This is a genomic window from Streptomyces sp. PA03-1a (assembly GCF_033792805.1).
Classification (GTDB): domain Bacteria; phylum Actinomycetota; class Actinomycetes; order Streptomycetales; family Streptomycetaceae; genus Actinacidiphila.
This window is the reverse complement of the sequence record NZ_JARAVO010000204.1, coordinates 1-17,740: the sequence shown is the minus strand read 5'-3', so window position 1 is coordinate 17,740 and position 17,740 is coordinate 1. Positions and strand designations below refer to the sequence as shown.

Sequence of the window (17,740 nt, the reverse complement as noted above, 5' to 3'; positions counted from 1 at the left end):
CCCCACCCAGCAAGGAGAGGCCCACGATGACCGACACCGCCACGACCCCCGCCCGCACGACCGCAGCCGATGCCTTCAACGACGCCTACGCCGACGCCAAGAACGGACGCCGCGCGGCCGTGGCCGCCGCCGCAGCCTTCGCCGCCACCCTCATCCGCCCCCACTTCCCGGCGGCCGCCACGATCAGCGTCGACACCACCGACGGCGAGCTGCGCACCATCCGGGACGCCGACCGCTCCGCCCTCTGGTACGCGCCGGCCAGCGCGGGCGCCGGACTCCCCGACGCCATCGCCGAGGACATCGCCGACGTCATGCGGGACATCCTGGAGCTGGGCGCCCACGAGACGGCGCTCGAGGACGCCGGGTGGACGAACCCCGACGCCTACGACGACGTGTACGACCTCGAACTCCCCGGCACCCCGGACGCCCGGGAGCGCCGCGAGTACATCGTCGCCGGTGTGAACCGGGGGACCGGCTACACCCTGTGGGACGTCGCCCCCGCCCCCACCGACCCGGACAAGCGGACCCGCATCCTGGAAGAGCTGGGGGTCGACGCGGCCGACGCGCTCGGCGCCATCCAAACCGTGTGGGCCGCCACCGCCCGCGAGGCCGTCACCACCCTCCTCGCCCAACTCGGCCAGCGGTCCGGCCTCGCCGACTACGGGCTCACCGACGACAGCAACACCGACTGCCTCGGCCCGTCCGCCGACGCCGAAGCCGGAACCAAGTCCGGTGAGGCCCGCGCGGCGACCCTCGTCGGCGGCGCCCTCCACGAGGCGCACGGCACGTTCGTACCGGGACCCTTCGAGTTCATCGTCACCGACGCCGCAGGGGCACCCGCACGCGAGACCCGCGACCGCATCCGGGCGGCCATCGCGAACTCCGGAATCCAGTGGCCGCTCGGCACCCTGACGGTCCGTACGGGCTGGGCCGGACAGAACGCGGCCGGTGACCTCGCCGTCGCCTGCGCCGCTCTCGCCGCGGCCGGCTACGTCCCGGCGGCAGCGCTGGAGTACGTGGCCATCCTTGGAGAACTCGGCCTCGACGGCACGGTCCGGCCCAGCGGCGACGTGCCCGCCGCCGTCCGCGCCGCGCGCGAAGCGGGCCGACGCACCGCCGTCGTCCCCGCCGAGCACGGCGCGCTCGACCTGCCCGGCGGGTTCGTGTGCGGCGCGGGCAACCTCGGCGACGCCTTGGCCCTGCTCGAACGCGGCGCCCAGGTCCTCCAGTAGCAGCCGAACGGTACGGGCCGGGGAGCAGGCAGCGCCCCCCGGCCCCCGCCTCAGTCCACCACAGCACACCAGGAGGAGAACCGATGTACGCACACTTCGCACTCCCGACCACTCGCGCCACCGCCTACACCGCGGGTCTCATCGACGGCGGCGCGGCCATCCAGATGCAAGGCGACCGCTACAAGATCAGGATCAGCCAGGACGCCGGGGCCGACGGTGAAGCGCTCTGCCGGTGGCTGCTGTCGGTCTGGGAGTGCGGCGCGGTGATCTCGCCGGAGCGGCCTTGGCAGGGCGGCACGCAGTGGTCATGGTTCGTGGCCCAGGCGCGGGGCGTGGAGCACGTGCTGACGCAGTGCCTGCCCGACCTGCGGGCCGCCCGGCAGCCCGCGACCGATGGACTCGCCTGGGCCCGGCGGCACCTCGCCACGGGCCGGGGGTTCCGCTGGACGCCGGGCGAGGATCGGTGGCTGCTCGACCACTGGGGCAAGTCCGACGAGGAGCTGGCCGCCGACATGGGCCGGACCGCGGACGCCGTCCGGCACCGCCGGTTGCAGCTTCCGGCCCCGCAGGGCCTCTGACCTGCGGTTTCCTTGACGATTCCTTGACCAATCCCACTTGGATCCCGAGGGTATCCAAGTGGGTTTGGGCAAGGATGAAGGTAGCTCAACCAACCACCACAAACCGGGAGGCAAGCCCATGACCGCCACCACCGCCACCGCCACCGCCGAGGCCACTGAGACCGCGAAGAAGGCGCCCGCCCCCAAGGCCCCGAAGACCGCGAAGAAGGCCCCGGCGCCCAAGAAGGCGGCGCCGGCGAAGAAGGCGCCCGCCAAGAAGGCCGACGCCCCGGCCAAGAAGGCGGCGCCCGCGAAGAAGGCGGCCCCGGCGAAGAAGCCCGAAGCGACGGCCCCGGCCCCGGCCGAGACGGCGCCCGTCGGCGGGCGGGTGAGCCAGCGCACCATCCCCATCGACCGCATCAGCCCCGACCCGGGCCAGCCCCGCAAGAACTTCGACCCCGAGAAGCTGCAGGAACTCTGCGACTCCATGAAGGAGCTCGGCCAGCTCCAGGCGATCACCGTCCGCCACCTCAACCAGGGCTTCTACGTGATTGTCATGGGCGAGCGCCGGTGGCGGGCCGCCCAGATGGCCGGCCTCACCGAGATGCACGCCATGGTCCTCCGCGACCTCACCGACCCCGGCGAGACGTTCGCCCGCCAGGTAGCCGAGAACGTCGGCCGCGCCGACATGACCCCCCTCGAAGAGGCGCAGGCATTCCAGGAGCTGATCGCCGAACACGGCTACACCCCGGAGGAGGTCGCCAAGCGGGTCGGCAAGTCCTGGAACCACGTGGACCTGCGCCTTTCCCTCCTCAAGCTGACCCCGGCCATGCAAGAGGCCCTGCTGAAGAACCACATCCCGGTCGGCCTCGCGTGGTACGTGTCCCAGCTGTCCGGCGACAACCAGAACGCGTTCCTCGCCCGCTGGGCCCGTGGCCTCTTCAACACCATCCGGGACGCCGAGGCGTTCTGCCAGATGTGCAGGAACGAGGAGCAGCGGCAGGCCACCCAGGGCAGCATGTTCGTCCTCGCCGAAGAGGTCCACGAGGCCGGCGACAAGGGCGTCCAGGACGGCATGTTCGCCCACCTCGACCTCCCGGTCGACGAGCGCGAGCGCATCGTCACCGACCGCCAGAAGCTCGTCAAGAAGATCCACAAGCTGTCCGAGGCCGGGGAGATCCTGACCGAGATCGCCGCGATGGACCCGGCCGAGCTGGCGCTCCTCCTCGCCGGAGCGCACGGCGGGATCCCCGGCAACCGGATGCGCATCGACCACCTCAAGACCGTGGCCGCCAAGGCATCCACCCAGATCCGCCAGGCCGCCGCGATGGCCTCGGTGCAGGCCAACGCCATCCGCGTCGCCCCCGACGCCGAGGCCCCGGCGGCATGACCCCACAGACTCCCCCCGGGGGCCACGGCCAGACGGCCAGGCCCCCGGGGGGCCCACCCGAACCCACCACCCAAGGAGAACCAGCCGTGATCGACATGAGCACCCCCGAGCCCCCCACCGAACGCATCGTCGTCCCCCAGCCGCTCCAGCTCGCCACGAGCCGGTACCAGAACTGGCACCAGGACGGCGGGTACCTGCCGCTCGGGATCACCGTCGGCCGGCCCCGGTTCGTCCGCTACCCGTACATCAGCATCAGCGTCCTCGCCCCACACGAACTGTTCCGGCCGCCCTACAAGGGCGTGGACAACATCCCGCTGGAACGCCGCGTGTACCGGGAGCGGCTGCGGACCTTCGAGGACGACATCCTGACCGCGCTCCGCGAGGTCGCCGACGGGCACCCCGACACCCCCGGCGTCCTGATGTGCTTCGAGGACGTCAACGGCGGGTCGGCGTGCCACCGGCAGTGGGCGGCCGAGTGGTTCGGGCAGCGCTTCGGCTGGGACGTCCCCGAACTCCCCGACCCCGAAGGTGCGGCCCCGAGGCGGCGCAAGACCGCCGCCCCGAAGGCCACCGCGGAGGCCGTGGGGGAGGAACCGACGCTGTTCTGACCACCCGTCACGCCCGTGGCCGGGGAGGCGATTCCTCCCCGGCCATCGGCACGCTGAGGGGACGAACCAGGCGAAGTGCTAGCATTCCCCCCGCGCACCCTCCGCGGGCAGCTCGGTTGGATCGAGCACCGGTTCTCGTAGCCGGAGGTTGGAGGTTCGAGTCCTCCTCCGCGGTCCGCACCCGGCCCCGCTCGGTCACACCGAGCGGGGCCGGCTTCGTTGATCGGCCCAGCGGCTACCCTGTCCCCCCGAACGCTGCTGGTTGTGGGCCGAGCGACCGCTGACTCCCCCTGGGGACCCCCATGCCCGCAGGTTTCGCACAGCCCGGCGTGCTCTTCGCCGGGAACTCCTCAGCCCCAGACCGCGCCTTCTACCGGCAGGTCTTCAACAAGCTCCCCCGCGACCGCTACACCCGCTATGTCGAGGTAGGGGTGGGCTCGTTCGCGGCCGCCCTCGTCGCGGCGAACGCCGGGATCCCCCCGGCCTCCATGGAGACCTCCGACGTCACCCTCTACACCGGCATCGTCGGTACCTGCGTGTCAGGCGGCGACCTGGAGTCGCTGGGCATGACGCTCGACGGCGACCCGGTCGAGCTGCCCGACGCGCCGATCGTCGAGCAGGCCGCGCACCTCCTGTACGTGCACTGGCTGGCCCGCATGCAGGCCAAGGGCGAGGCCGAGTACTGGACCCACCTCGTCACCGACCTCGTCGACCGCGAGGCCGACCACAAGAAGCGGCTCGTCGGCTCGCTCACGTCGCTCGCCGAACGCCTCCAGGGCGTGAAGTTCACGCCGAAGTGCATGTGGGACCACATCGCCGAAGTCGAGGACGACCCCGGGTCGATCATCATCGCGGCGCCGCCGACGTACCGGGCGGGCTTCGAGAAGTTCTTCGACACCGGCGGCCGCGTCGAATGGGACGAGCCCGGCTACTCGATCTTCGACCCCGAGGTCGACATGAAGCGGCTCGCCGACCACATGGAGGGCAAGGCCGCGCTGCTGATGTTCCTCCAGGAGGAGCGCAGCGGCATCGCCGCCCACCCGACGCCGGTGTTCGCGCACCCCCTGGGCGAGGTCGCCCGCGCCTACGTCATCAGCAACCGGCCGGAAGAGATCTTCAAGCTCACCGGCGGGCCCAAGGTCGCGTTGGGCATGGCCCGGTCGACCGGCCCTACCTCCCTACCGATCATCCCGCCGGATCACCAGGTCACCGACCAGTCCCGAGTGGACGTCGTCGCCGCCAAGGGCACAGAGGTCGACTACTACCGCGACCTGTGGATGCACCGCCTGGCCGCCGCGCCCGGCTCGTACAACATGCTCGTCATCGTCGACGGCTACGTGGCCGGCGTCCTCGGCTACGGCGCCGAGACGATGACCCGCCCGTACCCGGGCGCCACCAAGTACACGTCGCACCTGCTGATGCGGTTCGCGTTCGGCGCCCCCCACAACGACCTGCGGCTGACCCGCCTGGCGACGATGCTCGCGCTGCGCCGCGACACCGCGAAGCACGTGTTCACCGGCGCCTCCGAGATTCTCCTCGCCGCGTCGAACGGCCTGGTCACCGTCGAGTACACCCGGCACCCCGAAGCGAAGGGCCTGCGCGGCCTGATGACGCTCGACGCCCGCGACAAGCACCCCGACGGCTACAAGCTGTCGTACAGCGCCGGCTGGGGCAACGACAGCATCACCACCACCCTCACGAAGTTCCTGGACAAGGAGAAGTCATGGCGCGCAAGCCGCAGCAAGGCGAAGAAGTGACCGCCCCGGCCGACGGCCAGGCCCCGGCCGTCGCCGTCCCGGACCCTGAGGCGCCGGATGCGCCCGCGGCTCCCGCGCCCGAGAACCAGGACGCGCCCGGCTCCGCGGTCCCCATCGAGGAGCCGGCGGGGGGCCGCGTCACGGACGGCCGCCTGGAGTGGGGCACGGAGAACCCGCCGCAGGACGTCATGCAGATCGGCGAAGACCTGTACATCAAGTGGGTCGACGTCACCTCCCTCCGAGAGCAGGACATCAACGCCCAGGTCATGCAGCCCCGGCACTTCGAGCGGCTCACCGGCAACATCCGCAAGCGCGGCGCCCTCGAATCCCTGCCCTACTGCCACCAGCCCGGACTGACCGGCCCCATCGAGGTCATCTCCGGCCACCACCGCTCCCGCGCCGCACGCGCCGCCGGCCTGCCCCGCATCCCCGTCATCGTCGACGCCCGCCGCATGCGCCGCTCCGAGGTCATCGCCAAGCAGATCGCCCACAACGAGCTCCACGGCAACCCCGACAAGGACGTCCTCGCAACCCTCGTCGCGATGATCGACAACGTGGACGACCTGATCGCCACCGGCCTCGACGAGTCCCAGCTCCCCACCGTCGAACCCGACGACACCAAGCTGGCCATCCCGCACGGCGAATTCGACTGGCGCGCCTGCACCCTCATGTTCCTGCCCCACCAGATGGAGGACTTCAAGGCCGCCATCACCGCCATCGCCTCCGGCACCGACGTGGTCGGCGTCGCCTCGGTCGACCAGTTCGAAGAGTTCGCCTCCGCCGTCTACGCCTTCGGCCGCTGCAAGGAGGTCCGCAACTTCACCACCATGGTCGCGCTCCTCACTGACATCGCCCGTCGCGAAGTCGCACAGGCGGCGGAAGAAGCAGCAGAGCGCACGGAGCACGAACCCGCCAACGCTTGACCCAGCCCCCACGCCTTCCCAACGCCCCCGCACCGATCACGACCAACACCCTCCCGGCACAGGAAGGCGTGGGGACAACCCACCCCCACAACACCCACACACCTGCACGTCAGGACCGTGACCACCATGACCAACCGCATCACCCTTGACCCCGCCATCGACCCCTGGGAACGACAGCCCGGAGAGTCCGCCAAGCGCCACCAACGCTTCCTCGCCTTCCGCGACCTCGGCCTCACACGAACCCTTGCAAAAGCGTCAGACGGCCTTGCACTTTCGTACAGCCATGTACGAGCCCTCGCAGCCCAGTACCGCTGGCAGGACAGGGCCAGCGCCTGGGACGCCCACCAGCAGCGCCAGTACACCGCCGAGATCGAGGAAGAGCGCCGCAAGGCCGCCCGCGACGACGCGAAGATCCTCCGCATCATGACCGGCATGGTCGGCCAGGCCCTCCCGCACGTGCAGCAGCTGGCCGCCAACATGACGATCGGCGAGTTCACCAAGTTCGTCGAGACGACGATGCGGCTGCGGCGGAACCTGTTCGGCGACCCGACGGAGACGATCGCGGTCACCGGGCCCGGCGGCGACCCGCTCGCCGTCCAGGTCCAGGAGTTCGCGGCGATGCCCCCGGAGCAGCGGCGCGTCCGCCTGGCCGAGCTGGCGGCGACCGTCGCCCGGCGCGCTCGCGCGATGGATGGCACCGACGACGAGGACGACGGTGAGGAGACGTACCCGCTGGAGGACGAGGGCGACGACGAGGGCGCCGAGGCGGGCGAGGACGAGGCCGGCGAGGAGGGCGAGCCCGCGCCGGACGAGCGCAGCGGTGACGAGTGACCACCCTGCCCGCATCCGGCGAGCTGGACCACCTTGACGACGGCGCGGTGTTCCAGCGGCTCCATGCTGCCAAGGCGGCCGCGGCCCAGGACCTGCTGAAGGACCCCGCGACGCTCGCGCGGGGACTCGACGCCGGGTACCGGATGCGCCCGCACCTGAAGGTCATCAGCAACGCGCTCGTTGGGCTGGAGCGCGGCGAGTACGACCGGCTGCTGATCTACACCCCGGCGCAGGTCGGGAAGTCGACCACTGTGGCGGAGTGGTTCCCGTTCTGGTGGCTGCTGCTCCACGGCGAGGACCGTGTGGCCGTCGCCTCGTACTCGGATGACCTGGCGCTGCGTCGGGGTAAGGCGATCCGGCAGTACATCAACGAGTACGGCGGCGAGTACGGGCTGTCGCTGCTGGCCGGCTCGGAGGCCGCGCAGGACTACGACACGAACCAGGGCGGTGGCGTCCGCTCGGTGCCGCTCGGCGGCTCGCTGACCGGCTTCGACGTCAACCTGCTAGTCGTCGACGACCCGCACAAGGACCGCGCCGAGGCCGAGTCGAAGAAGATGCGCGAACGCGTCCACGACTGGTGGTCGTCGGCCGCGCTGAAGCGTCTCCAGCCCGACCGTCACGCTGTGGTCGCGATCCAGACGCGATGGCACCCGGACGACTTCGCCGGACGCCGGCTCGCGGAGGACGGCCGCCTCGAGGACGGCGGCAAGTGGAAGGTCGTCCACCTCCCGGCCATCGCCAACCCCAGCAAGTTCGGCCCGGATCCGCTCGGCCGGCGTGACGGTGACCCGCTGACACACCCGAAGATCCCCACCCGGAACCGGAAGCGACTGATGGCGTGGTGGGCGGCCGACAAGGCCGGTTCCAGCGTCCGTGACTGGCACGCCCTGTCGCAGGGCGACCCGCAGCCCTCCGAGGGCGCCCTGGTCTCCCGGGACCTGCTGCGCGCGATCCGCGACGGCATCACCGTGATCGAGCCGCAGAAGATCGCCGTCTCCATCGACCCGTCCGGTGGTGGCCGCGACGTCGCCGGTGTCATCGGCGGGTTCCTCGGCGAGGACAAGCGCGTGTGGATCACGCACGACGTGTCGGCCGCGATGTCGTCCGCCGAGTGGTCCCGCCGGGCCTGCCTCCTCGCCTACCAAACGAACGCCTCGGTCATCTACGTCGAGTGGAACTTCGGCCGCGACATGTGCACCCTGGCCATCGGTACGGCGTGGGAGGCCCTGCAGACCGAGGGCCGCATCCCGAAGAAGCAGCTGATGCCGCTCATCGACCCCGTCCACGCCAAGCAGGGCAAACTGTTGCGCGCCGAGCCGATCGCCCAGCAGATGGTCGAGGACAGGGTCCGGCTGCGCGGCGCGTTCGTCGATCTTGAAAACGAGTGGGCGACCTGGCAGCCGACGGACTCCGACAGCCCCGGCCGGATCGACGCCTCGTGTGTCCTGGTGTACGGCCTGATCCCCGAGGTCAACAAGGGCGCCATCGTCCACGCCCCGCTGCCGACGGCCCCTCAGCCGGCCCAGTTCGGGCGGCAGCCCGGGGCGGCGGCGTCCGCGTACGGACGGAGGATCGGCGGGTGACCGGACATCTGGTCGGTGTTCTATGGCAAGTTCCCCTCCATCCGCGACGCCTTCGCCGGAGAACGGGAGCGATGGGTCGCAGCGTCGTTCGTTGTGCCGAAGGGCACGTGTTCAGCACCGCTACGTTCCCGATGCAGACCCAGGCTTCGCGTGCCGTCACCGAGACATACAACGGTCGGTTCAATGTCGGAGGGTGACGGTTTGTGACGAGGTGGAGGCCAAGATCGCCCCGCCTGGTACTTCCAGATGGGCCGCGCCGCGAGGAGGTAGTGCCCCCTGGCCAGCGGGTTTGCGTCGGTAGGCCCAAGCGGCGCCCCTAGGGGCCCAGTTGGGGGCCCCGGGCCGGGTCGGCTCGATTCGGCCCGGAGCCCCGGCCGCGGGTAACCTGCCGGAGACGCGCAAAGGGAGCCCCACCCCGGCTGTGGTTTCGAGGCCTGCCGGGAGGGCTCCCTGCGTCGCACCGTTCCGACTCAACTTGCAGGAGGGTCTTCCAGTGCTGGAGCCAGTTAAGCGCAGGGTGCCGCGCTCCATCAAACTCGCGGTTCAGAACACCTACGTCCGGTGGGCGCTCAAGGGCGCCTCGTACAAGGCCGGCACCACCGCCGTCGGCCTGATCATCCTGTGGTGGCAGACCCGCCACTGACCAGGACATTCGAGGGCCCCGCACCACTCCGGTGCGGGGCCCTCGGGCGTTCCCAGCCGGTCACGGCCGCGGTGCAGAGCAACCCGGCGGGGTGACGACCTGCATGCGGCACCGCACCGTCCCGTCGACCTCCTCCACCACGAAGCCGATGCCGTCGACTGCGCGCTCCGCGATCCAGTCCCGCACGCACTCCACCATCTCGCCCGTGCCGCGCAGCGTCACGTTGACCACCCCCGGGTGCGGCAGGGGCATCAGGTCGGCGTCCAGGTACGAGGTCATGACCATGACCTTGCCGGTGGGGAAGTTCGACAGGCCGGCGCCGCGCCGCGATCACCCGCCCGGCCGCCCCGAGGTGCCCCGCCGCCGCGGCGCCGCCACACTGTGAGCGAAGTGGCCGAGGGCTTTCCTCTCCCCGTTGGAGCCCTCGTTGCCATGGCCGGGCCCCCGTCATGCGGTTGACGGGGGCCCGCTCGTCGTACCCGCACGCCCCCGCGGGAGTCATCTGCCCGCGTTGCGCGTCTCTGTGTGCAGGGATGTTAGGGAGGGGACGCGTGGGAGACAGAGAAACAGCGAGACAGGCCCGGCTGCGCCTGACCAGGCGTCGGCCGGCACCGAACCGCGTGCAGGCTAGGGAACGCGCCGAGCAGCCGGAGGCACCGCGCAGCTGGTGGCGCCGAATCTCGTGGGTCGGAATAGTCACGAATATCACCGTCGTCATCGGTATCGGAAGCCTCGCATTCACGGGGATCGCCACCTACTACGGTGCAGCCGTGTCTCGGGACCAGCTGAAGCAGTCGCAGCAGCAGGACGAGGACCAGAAGCGCGCACAGGCGTCCCGCGTCTCGTTCTGGACGGAGAGACCGGTTAACGGTGGCGACAGGCTGCACCTGATGAATCGGTCGCCGGACCCTGTGACGGATATCCGTGCCTTCTTCATAGCGACGCGGCTCAGGAGCGGAGGCATTGATGCCGTCCCGTTCCGGCTGTGGTTGGTGACCCTGCCCCCCTGCTCGGACACCGTGATCGAAGCCAAGACTCTCCGGTACAGCGGTGATGCCCGCTCCAACGACAGCCCGTGGGAAGCCCCGTATGCCACCGATGAGGTGGATGCTGAGGTCAAGGATTCGCAGGGTCCCTGGTTCATCGAAGCGGCCACTTTCAAGGCCGGCATCTACTTCCTGGACCGCGACGGCGCGGCCTGGACCAGGACTCCGCGTGGGTTGGATTACGGCGAGGAGCCTCCGGCAGACGTGCCTCCGGACACGCCGACCGGCAAGGTCGTGGGCGAGCCCCTGGTGAAGCCCGTCAAGTCCTGCGGCGACGACGCGTCGAGCTGAGGGGAGGAGGGCCGACGGCTGCGGGGTGCACACATCCCCCGCGCCGGCCGAGCGTGCCGTCGGCCCCCGTGACGGGCAGCCTACACAACCCGGCCCGTAGCGCCCTCAATCCGGAGTGATCGGAAATAGTGGGCCTGACCTGCGGTTTCTGATCACAACGCCCGAATCGGGGCGCACCCTATGATGTCCGCCGACATCCGGCGGATCTTCACCAGAGGGGCGAACCTTGATCGGTCCCGTTGAACTCGCCCTGCTGGGGCTCGCGGGCTACCGCGGCACCCAGCTGCTCGTCCACGACGCCATCCTCGACCCGGCCCGCGACAAGGTGTTCGCCTGGCATCTGGACCGGCCCGACTCCAAGCCCCGCACGTTCGTCATCACCCTGATCTCCTGCGTGTACTGCACGGGCTGGTGGGTTGCGGGCGCGCTCCTCGCCACGTACCTCCTCGCGACGGGTCGGTTCGATGACGCGCCGCTCCTCGTCCACGGCATCGAGTGGCTGGCCGTCGCAGGCGCCGCCGTCCTCATGAACCGGGTCGACGACACGATGGGCCGGGTGGCGCCGTGACAGCGAACCTCACGGCCGCCGCAGCCCGCTACACCGCCCGCAAGATCCGCGGGAAGAACTTCACCCCGGACCAGTCCTGGCAGGTCCGGGCCTGGCAGATGTACCACGCGGTGCCCGAGGTGCGGTTCGCCGCGAACTGGATCGGCAGCGCCATGTCCGGCGCTCTCCTGTACGCGGCCCGCCGTGCCGACGACGGCACCATTGAGCGCGCCCCCGACGGGCACGCCGCGACCGAGATCGTGTCCCAGATCGCCGGCGGGCCCGACGGCCAGGCCAAGATGCTCGGCTCGTTCGGACGGCACCTCACGGTGGCCGGAGAGGGCTGGATCGTGGTCCGCCCCAACGGGGACGTCCTCAGCCCGGACAGCCCCGAAGACGGCCACGACTGGCGGGTCCTGTCGGTCCGTGAGGTCCGCCAGCAGTCCGGGAAGCTCATCGCCGACATCGACGGCGAAGAGGTCGCCATCCCCGAGGGCGACCCCGAGAACCTCGCCCCGGACTCGCCCTTGGCGATCCGCGTGTGGGAGTCCGACCCGGAGCGGGCCATCGAAGCCGACTCCCCGGTCCGCTCCAGCCTGGATCTGCTGGAAGAACTCCAGCTGCTGAACGCCGCCGTGAAGGCCATCGCCCGGTCCCGGCTCACCGGCCGCGGGCTCCTCCTCGTCCCCAAGGGCACCCGCTTCCCGACCGCCCCCACCCAGGGCGACGCCGAGGACGACCTGATCGAGATCCTGATGACGGTCGCCGAGACCGCCATCAAGGAGCCGGAGAGCGCGGCCGCCACCGTGCCGATCGTGCTGGAGGTCCCCGCCGAGTCGATCTCGGACTTCAAGCTGCTGACGTTCGAGTCGGACTTCGACGACCTCGCGCTGAAGCTCCGCGAGGAGGCCGTCAGGCGCTTCGCGATCGGCCTGGAGATCCCCGCCGAGATCCTGCTGGGCCTGGGCGACGTCAACCACTGGTCGGCGTGGGCGCTGACGGAGGAGGCGATCCGGCTCGGCATCGAACCGAAGCTCGCCACCATGTCCTACGCCCTGACACAGCAGTGGCTCCGCCCCCTGCTGGAAGCCGAAGGCGTCGACGACTGGCACCGGTGGCTGGTCTGGTACGACAGCAGCCCCCTGCGCGTACGCGCGAACCGGTCCGAGACCGCGCTGCAGGTCTACGACCGGGGAGTCATCTCCGACGAGGCGCTGCGCCGAGAGACCGGCTTCGACGACGCCGACGCGCCCTCCGACGAGGAGCAGGCCAAGCGCGACAAGAAGCAGGCCGACGAGGAGGAGCCGCAGGAGCCAGCCGACCCGGAGCTGCCGGTCGACGAGACCACCAGCGAGCCCGACACCCAGCCGAACCAGCCCGCCGAAGACCTCCCCGCCTCCGCCGTGCGCCCCGACCACACGGCCCTGTACGCCGCAGCGGACGGCCTGATCTGGGCCGCCCTGTCCGCAGCGGGGGAGAAGCTGAAGCGCACCCCGGCCTGCCCCCGCTCCGAGCGGTCCAAGGCACGCGAGATCCAGGCCGCAGCCCTCCACACCGCCCTGCCGGTCGACGCCGACGGCGTGGAGAAGTGGCGGCTCCTCGATGGGGCGTGGACCCGCGTCCCCGAGATCGCCGGCCGGTACGGCCTCGACCCCGACTGCCTGACCGCGTCCCTCGACGACTACGCCCGCGAGCTGATCGCCGCCGGAGTAGAGCACGACTACGGCGTGGTCCCCGGTGTTCTCACCTCGTGCCTGGCAGCCGCATGATGCCCGCCCCCGCCCCGCTCCTCACGGTCGTCCCCGGCAACGTCGTCACGGCCTGGTGCTACCGCTGCAAGGCGTGGACGCGCCTCGACGGCCAACTCCTGCTGCTCGCGGCCGAAGGGGTGTCGACGGTCGGCACCTGGTCGTGGTGCGAGATCTGCGAGGACCCCAGCGAACAGGAGGTGCCCCGCCGTGGCGGAGCCGCCTAGCGAGAACCAGCCGTCGTACGCGCCCACCGCCGTCGCGGACATCAACCAGCGGTGCCCCGAATGCGGCGGGGACTTCCTCACCATCGTCACGGTGTCGGTCGTGGTCCCGGACGGATCGCGACCCGCCGGGGGCTGGGCGTACTGCACGGCGTGCTACGCCCTGCCCCACCCACGGCTGGAGCTGCCCCGTGGCTGACGAGACACCACACGTGGCGCCACCCGGGCACAGCCGCGCCTCCCACCGCGCGCACGGCTGGTGCTCCCGCTGCCCGGGCCGGGAGGTCTGGGAGGAGCTGCACGCCTGGCGCATCCGGGAGAACACGCTGGAGGGCGAGCCGGGCGTGCCGGACAAGGCCGTCGGCCCGAGCCCGGAGGTGCAGCGCCGTGGCTGACCTTGACGCTGCTCTCGACGCGGCCGAGGAGCAGGTGGCCCGCACGGTCTCCGAGGTCCTCGGCGAGGTCGCCGCCGAGTTCGCCCGCGAGCTGGCCGACGCCGACGAGATCGTGGCCGCCCGGTTCTCCGTGTCCCGGATCCGCCGCATGTTCACCTCCCGCATGCCGCGCATCGTGCGCCGCCTCCTGGGCGTCGCGGAGGACGCCGCCCACCAGGCCGCCGAGTCCGTGGATGCCGAACTCCCCGACACCTGGGAGGACCTGCCGGGCCGGTACGACGACGACACCCTGCCCGGCCCGTTCCGGGCGTACGTGGAGACCACAGAGCACCTGCTGCGCGCGGTCGGGGAGCGGCTGTCCGACGTCGCTACCCGCGAGCTGTCCGAAGGCGTGGAGGCAGGGGAGACCATCGACCAGCTCCGGGCCCGGCTGCGGGTCGCGTTCGCCCGCGAGGGCGCCCAGCTCGGCGACGCCCGCGAGGAGCGCATCGCCCGCACCGAAGCCGGACGCGCCTGGAACACGGCGACCCTCGCGGCGGCGCGGGAGGTCACCGGCCCGGACCGGCCCATCGTGAAGCAGTGGATCACCCGCCGGGACAGCCGGGTCCGTGAGTCCCACGAGGACGTCAACGGACAGATCCGCCTCGTCGACGAGACGTTCACGGTGTCCGGGATCGAGATGGACTCGCCGCACGACCCCACGGCTCCTGCGTCGGAGGTCGTGAACTGCCGCTGCGTCCTCGCTTTGTACCCGGAAATCCGAAGTGCCGCATTTGATTCTCAAGCGAGCCCACGGGCCCGCGTCTTCGAATCGCAGGAGCCGCCCGTGACGACCGCCCCCAGCCCCGCTCTGCAGGCCGCCGCTGACGGCTCCCACCTGAACGGCGCGATGATCGCCCTCATCCCGTCCGAAGAGGACGCGCAGCGCCTGGCCCTCGACGGCGGAGAGGCCGCCGAGGAACTGCACCTGACGCTGTACTTCCTCGGCCAGGGCGCCGACTGGAGCGACGAGTCCCGCACCGACCTGACCGAACAGGTCCGGTATGCCGCCGCCGACCTCGGCGGGCCCGTCCACGCCCGCGCGTTCGGCGCAGCCCACTGGAACGCCGGAAGCGACGAACCGTCATGGGTGTGGTCCGTCGGCGATGACCGCGACCGCCCCAGCGGGGCCCCCACGCTCGGCGAGGCCCGCGCGGCTGCAGGCGTGGCCCTGGACGACGCACGCGGCCCCGAGATCCCCGTGCAGCACTCCCCATGGCAGCCGCACGTGTGCGCCCAGTACAGCGATGACTTCGGGCTGCTGGCCGCGCTCGTGGAACGCCTCGGCTCGATCACCTTCGACCGCATCAGGGTCGCCTTCTCCGGTGACCACACGGACATCCCGCTCGGCCCCGACGAGGAGGAGGCCCCCATGGAAGAGACCACCGCGGCGGCGGCACCGTCCGCCCGCTCCTGGTCCACCCCCGACGACACCGCGATCGCCTTCGAGAACCAGGAGACCGGCGACGGCCGGATCTTCGCCGCAGGCTCCCTGTACTGGGAGAGCGGCCCGTTCCCGCTCCAGTACGCCGACGAGATGCTGATGGGCCACCAGGGCGCCGAGCTCGCCGGCGCCATCGACACGATGGGCCGCGACGGCGACCGCATCACCGCGGCGGGCGTTCTTTACGCCGACCGCCCGGCCGGGGCCGACGCGTGCACGCTCCTCGACCAGGGCGCCCCGCTCGGGGTATCCGTCGACCTCGACGACGTCGACGTGGAGTTCGTCGACCGCACGCTGACCACCGACGAAGACGGCATGATCATCTTCGCTGCGGCTCTGCCGTCGGCGTCGGTCATCCGCCTCGAAGACGGCGGCTGGATGCTGTCGGCACGCACCGTCGCCGACTGGACCGCGGCCGGAACCTCGCTGGCCCGTACCGGCCGGGCCGTGCAGCTCATCACCGGCCCCGGCGGGCGGGTCTCCGCCGCAGCGGCCCGCCTCGCCTTCGGAGACATGCTGACCGCGGCCGCCGGAGACGCCGACGACCCGGAGGGCGGGGTCGTCGTGCACTCCGAGTCGTCCGGGGACTTCCTGCTGCGCATCACCCGGGCCCGCGTCCGGGGCGCCACCCTCGTCTCCATGCCCGCCTACGACCGGGCCCGCATCGTCCTCGACCCGCCCGAGGAGCAGGAGGCCTCGGCCGCGCCGGTCATCGTCGCCGCCGACCAGGACCCGCACCAGCGCGTCGTCACGTACGTACGGTCGTCGCCGGTGCCGGTCGGCGCCCGCCAGGTCTGCCAGGCCCTCGGCATGAGCATGGACGTCGCCCGTGGTCACCTCGTCCGCGCCGCTGAGGCAGGCCGCATCGTCCGCCTCGCCCCCGGCCAGTACGTGGGTTCCTCCACCATCCCCGAGGGCCAGCACGTCACCGCGTCCGCCGGCGAGGACCTGACGGAGCTGGAGGCGTCGGCGTGGACGGCGATGCGCGACACGGACCCCATGCCCGCCGCCTGGTTCCGGGAGCCCACCGCCGAGGAACTGCCCCCGGGCTCCGGAGGCGTCCACTACGCGGGCGGCCGGATCTACGGCTGGGTCGCGCAGGCCGGCGAACCCCACGCCGGGTTCCCCGGCCGGAACCTGACCATCGAGTCCCTGGGCCGCATCGACCTGTCGCACTTCCTGCGGGCCCGCTTCAAGCTCGACAACGGCAAGCAGGTCCGCGCCGGGGCCTTCACGATGAACGTCGGCCACCACCGCGACGGAGCCGAGTGCGAGTCCGCTGCCTGCCAGTTCGACGACACCCGCACCGTCGCCGGGATCGTCACCGTCGGCATGAACGAGCGCGGCATGTGGTTCTCCGGTGCCGCCGCGCCGTGGCTGTCCGAGTGGGACCGGCAGGTGTTCTCCGCGTGCCAGCCCAGCTACCACATGACGAAGGGCGCGGCCGGGCGCTGGCAGCTCCGCGCCGTGCTGTCCGTACCGGTGCCCGGACACTCGTCCCCGCTCGTCGCCACCGCCGTGGCTGAGCGCGCCAACCTGGCCCTCGCCGCGTCCGCTGCCGCGCTGCTGACCAGCGAGGACACCGTGTCCGGACACCCGGACGCAGTGTCCGGACGCGGTCCGGACACGGTATCCCCCGCTGTGGAAACGCCTGTGGATCACGCCTCCACCGTGGCGGCCCTCCTCGCCGACCCCAGTCTCCTCGACGCCCTCACGGCCGCCATCCAGCGCCGCGACGAGGAGCGCCGCGCCGAAGCCGCCGCGCTCGCCGCCTCCATCGCCCCCCAGCCCGCAGAGCCCACCGCACCCCAGGGAGCCCACTGATGCCGTGCTCGTGCCAGTCCAAGAAGCAGCAGTTCGAGGTCGTCGCCCAGAACGGCAAGGTCGTCTTCACGTCCGCCTCGAAGCCAACGGCTGAGGCCGTCTCCAAGCGGTACCCGGACAGCGAGGTCCGCGAGAAGGGCAAGACACCGGCCGACACGAAGGCCACGGAGGCCGCAGGCACCTGACCCGCCCGTGCCCGGCGCACCGGATGGTGCGCCGGGCCACGCGGGGCTACCACCAGATGACGACGTATCCGGGGCCGCCGTTCTCGCCGGTGGTGATGGGGCCGGCGGTGCGTGCGCCACCTGATCCGCCGATGCCCGCACCCTGGGGCGCCGGCTGGATGATGCCGTCCACCGCAGGACGGCCTCCCTGACCACCCGGCGCACCGATCGGACCAATCAGCGTGCCGTTTGCGCCGTTGTTGCCTTGGCGGACCGTGCCCTGGCCGGGGCAGGAGGCTGTGCCGCCGGCGCCACCGGCTGTAATTCCCCCGAGCGCGCCGCCACCGGCGGTTACGACCTCGCTGAGACCGTTGTCCACCGTGCTGGGTGTGCCGGGGAAGCCGCTTGCGGGCCCGCCCGCTCCTCCTGTGCCGACGTCTACCGCGACCGGTGTGCCCGGCTGGACGGTGAGGACGCACCAGGCGAAGCCCCCG

Annotated in this window: 19 protein-coding genes and 1 tRNA gene; 18 read left to right on the top strand and 2 right to left on the bottom strand. The window is 71.5% G+C overall.

Features of this window, described 5'->3' with window-relative positions:
• Positions 1 to 26: 26 nt before the first annotated feature.
• The 10 genes from PV341_RS34225 to PV341_RS34180 all read left to right on the top strand — a co-directional run bounded on the left by PV341_RS34225 (position 27) and on the right by PV341_RS34180 (position 9,524).
• Positions 27 to 1,232, top strand: coding sequence for a magnesium chelatase domain-containing protein (locus PV341_RS34225; protein WP_500359889.1), 1,206 nt, complete (start codon positions 27 to 29; stop codon positions 1,230 to 1,232).
• An 83-nt stretch (positions 1,233 to 1,315) separates the two neighbouring features.
• A complete protein-coding gene (locus PV341_RS34220) occupies positions 1,316 to 1,810 on the top strand; it encodes a hypothetical protein (protein WP_500359888.1) in 495 nt (164 codons plus the stop codon).
• Between the two features lie 118 nt (positions 1,811 to 1,928).
• Complete coding sequence (locus PV341_RS34215) at positions 1,929 to 3,179, top strand: ParB/RepB/Spo0J family partition protein (RefSeq protein WP_500359887.1); 1,251 nt, start codon at positions 1,929 to 1,931, stop codon at positions 3,177 to 3,179.
• 86 nt (positions 3,180 to 3,265) lie between these two features.
• On the top strand, positions 3,266 to 3,787 hold the full coding sequence (locus PV341_RS34210) for a DUF488 family protein (protein ID WP_500359886.1): 522 nt from the start codon (positions 3,266 to 3,268) through the stop codon (positions 3,785 to 3,787).
• Between the two features lie 101 nt (positions 3,788 to 3,888).
• Positions 3,889 to 3,962, top strand: a tRNA-Arg gene (locus tag PV341_RS34205).
• Positions 3,963 to 4,089: 127 nt separating this feature from the next.
• Positions 4,090 to 5,544 (top strand): putative antirestriction adenine methyltransferase, encoded by a 1,455-nt coding sequence (locus tag PV341_RS34200; protein WP_500359885.1) that lies wholly within the window; start codon positions 4,090 to 4,092, stop codon positions 5,542 to 5,544.
• On the top strand, positions 5,511 to 6,467 hold the full coding sequence (locus PV341_RS34195) for a ParB/RepB/Spo0J family partition protein (protein ID WP_500359884.1): 957 nt from the start codon (positions 5,511 to 5,513) through the stop codon (positions 6,465 to 6,467). Before PV341_RS34200 ends, PV341_RS34195 begins: the two co-directional genes overlap by 34 nt.
• A 126-nt stretch (positions 6,468 to 6,593) precedes the next feature.
• Positions 6,594 to 7,298, top strand: coding sequence for a hypothetical protein (locus PV341_RS34190; protein ID WP_500359883.1), 705 nt, complete (start codon positions 6,594 to 6,596; stop codon positions 7,296 to 7,298).
• Positions 7,295 to 8,881, top strand: a complete 1,587-nt coding sequence (locus tag PV341_RS34185; RefSeq protein WP_500359882.1) for a terminase large subunit domain-containing protein — start codon at positions 7,295 to 7,297, stop codon at positions 8,879 to 8,881. The genes PV341_RS34190 and PV341_RS34185 overlap by 4 nt, the downstream gene beginning before the upstream one ends.
• A 493-nt stretch (positions 8,882 to 9,374) precedes the next feature.
• The gene (locus tag PV341_RS34180; protein WP_500359881.1) at positions 9,375 to 9,524 is read left to right on the top strand and encodes a hypothetical protein; all 150 of its coding nucleotides are present in this window, start codon (positions 9,375 to 9,377) and stop codon (positions 9,522 to 9,524) included.
• A 60-nt stretch (positions 9,525 to 9,584) separates the two neighbouring features.
• On the opposite strand, the gene PV341_RS34175 is transcribed toward PV341_RS34180, so the two are convergent.
• Positions 9,585 to 9,803, bottom strand: coding sequence for a hypothetical protein (locus PV341_RS34175; protein ID WP_500359880.1), 219 nt, complete (start codon positions 9,801 to 9,803; stop codon positions 9,585 to 9,587).
• A 272-nt stretch (positions 9,804 to 10,075) separates the two neighbouring features.
• On the opposite strand from PV341_RS34175, the gene PV341_RS34170 reads away from it, so the two are divergent.
• The 8 genes from PV341_RS34170 (at position 10,076) to PV341_RS34135 (ending at position 17,267) form a co-directional block, all read left to right on the top strand.
• A complete protein-coding gene (locus PV341_RS34170) occupies positions 10,076 to 10,861 on the top strand; it encodes a hypothetical protein (RefSeq protein WP_500359879.1) in 786 nt (261 codons plus the stop codon).
• Between the two features lie 226 nt (positions 10,862 to 11,087).
• The gene (locus PV341_RS34165; RefSeq protein WP_500359877.1) at positions 11,088 to 11,429 is read left to right on the top strand and encodes a DUF1360 domain-containing protein; all 342 of its coding nucleotides are present in this window, start codon (positions 11,088 to 11,090) and stop codon (positions 11,427 to 11,429) included.
• Positions 11,426 to 13,177 carry a hypothetical protein gene (locus PV341_RS34160; protein ID WP_500359876.1) on the top strand — a complete coding sequence of 584 codons (1,752 nt, stop codon included), beginning with the start codon at positions 11,426 to 11,428 and terminating at the stop codon, positions 13,175 to 13,177. The genes PV341_RS34165 and PV341_RS34160 overlap by 4 nt, the downstream gene beginning before the upstream one ends.
• Positions 13,159 to 13,383, top strand: a complete 225-nt coding sequence (locus PV341_RS34155; protein ID WP_500359875.1) for a hypothetical protein — start codon at positions 13,159 to 13,161, stop codon at positions 13,381 to 13,383. The genes PV341_RS34160 and PV341_RS34155 overlap by 19 nt, the downstream gene beginning before the upstream one ends.
• Complete coding sequence (locus tag PV341_RS34150) at positions 13,367 to 13,579, top strand: hypothetical protein (protein WP_500359873.1); 213 nt, start codon at positions 13,367 to 13,369, stop codon at positions 13,577 to 13,579. Before PV341_RS34155 ends, PV341_RS34150 begins: the two co-directional genes overlap by 17 nt.
• Entirely contained in the window at positions 13,572 to 13,775 is a 204-nt protein-coding gene (locus PV341_RS34145; protein ID WP_500359872.1) for a hypothetical protein, read from the top strand. Before PV341_RS34150 ends, PV341_RS34145 begins: the two co-directional genes overlap by 8 nt.
• A complete protein-coding gene (locus PV341_RS34140) occupies positions 13,768 to 17,082 on the top strand; it encodes a phage minor head protein (protein ID WP_500359871.1) in 3,315 nt (1,104 codons plus the stop codon). Before PV341_RS34145 ends, PV341_RS34140 begins: the two co-directional genes overlap by 8 nt.
• Positions 17,082 to 17,267, top strand: a complete 186-nt coding sequence (locus PV341_RS34135; RefSeq protein WP_500324213.1) for a hypothetical protein — start codon at positions 17,082 to 17,084, stop codon at positions 17,265 to 17,267. The genes PV341_RS34140 and PV341_RS34135 overlap by 1 nt, the downstream gene beginning before the upstream one ends.
• Before the next feature lie 46 nt (positions 17,268 to 17,313).
• Here PV341_RS34135 and PV341_RS34130 read toward each other — a convergent pair.
• A partial coding sequence (locus PV341_RS34130) for a hypothetical protein (protein WP_500359870.1) occupies positions 17,314 to 17,740 on the bottom strand: 427 nt, incomplete at its 5' end.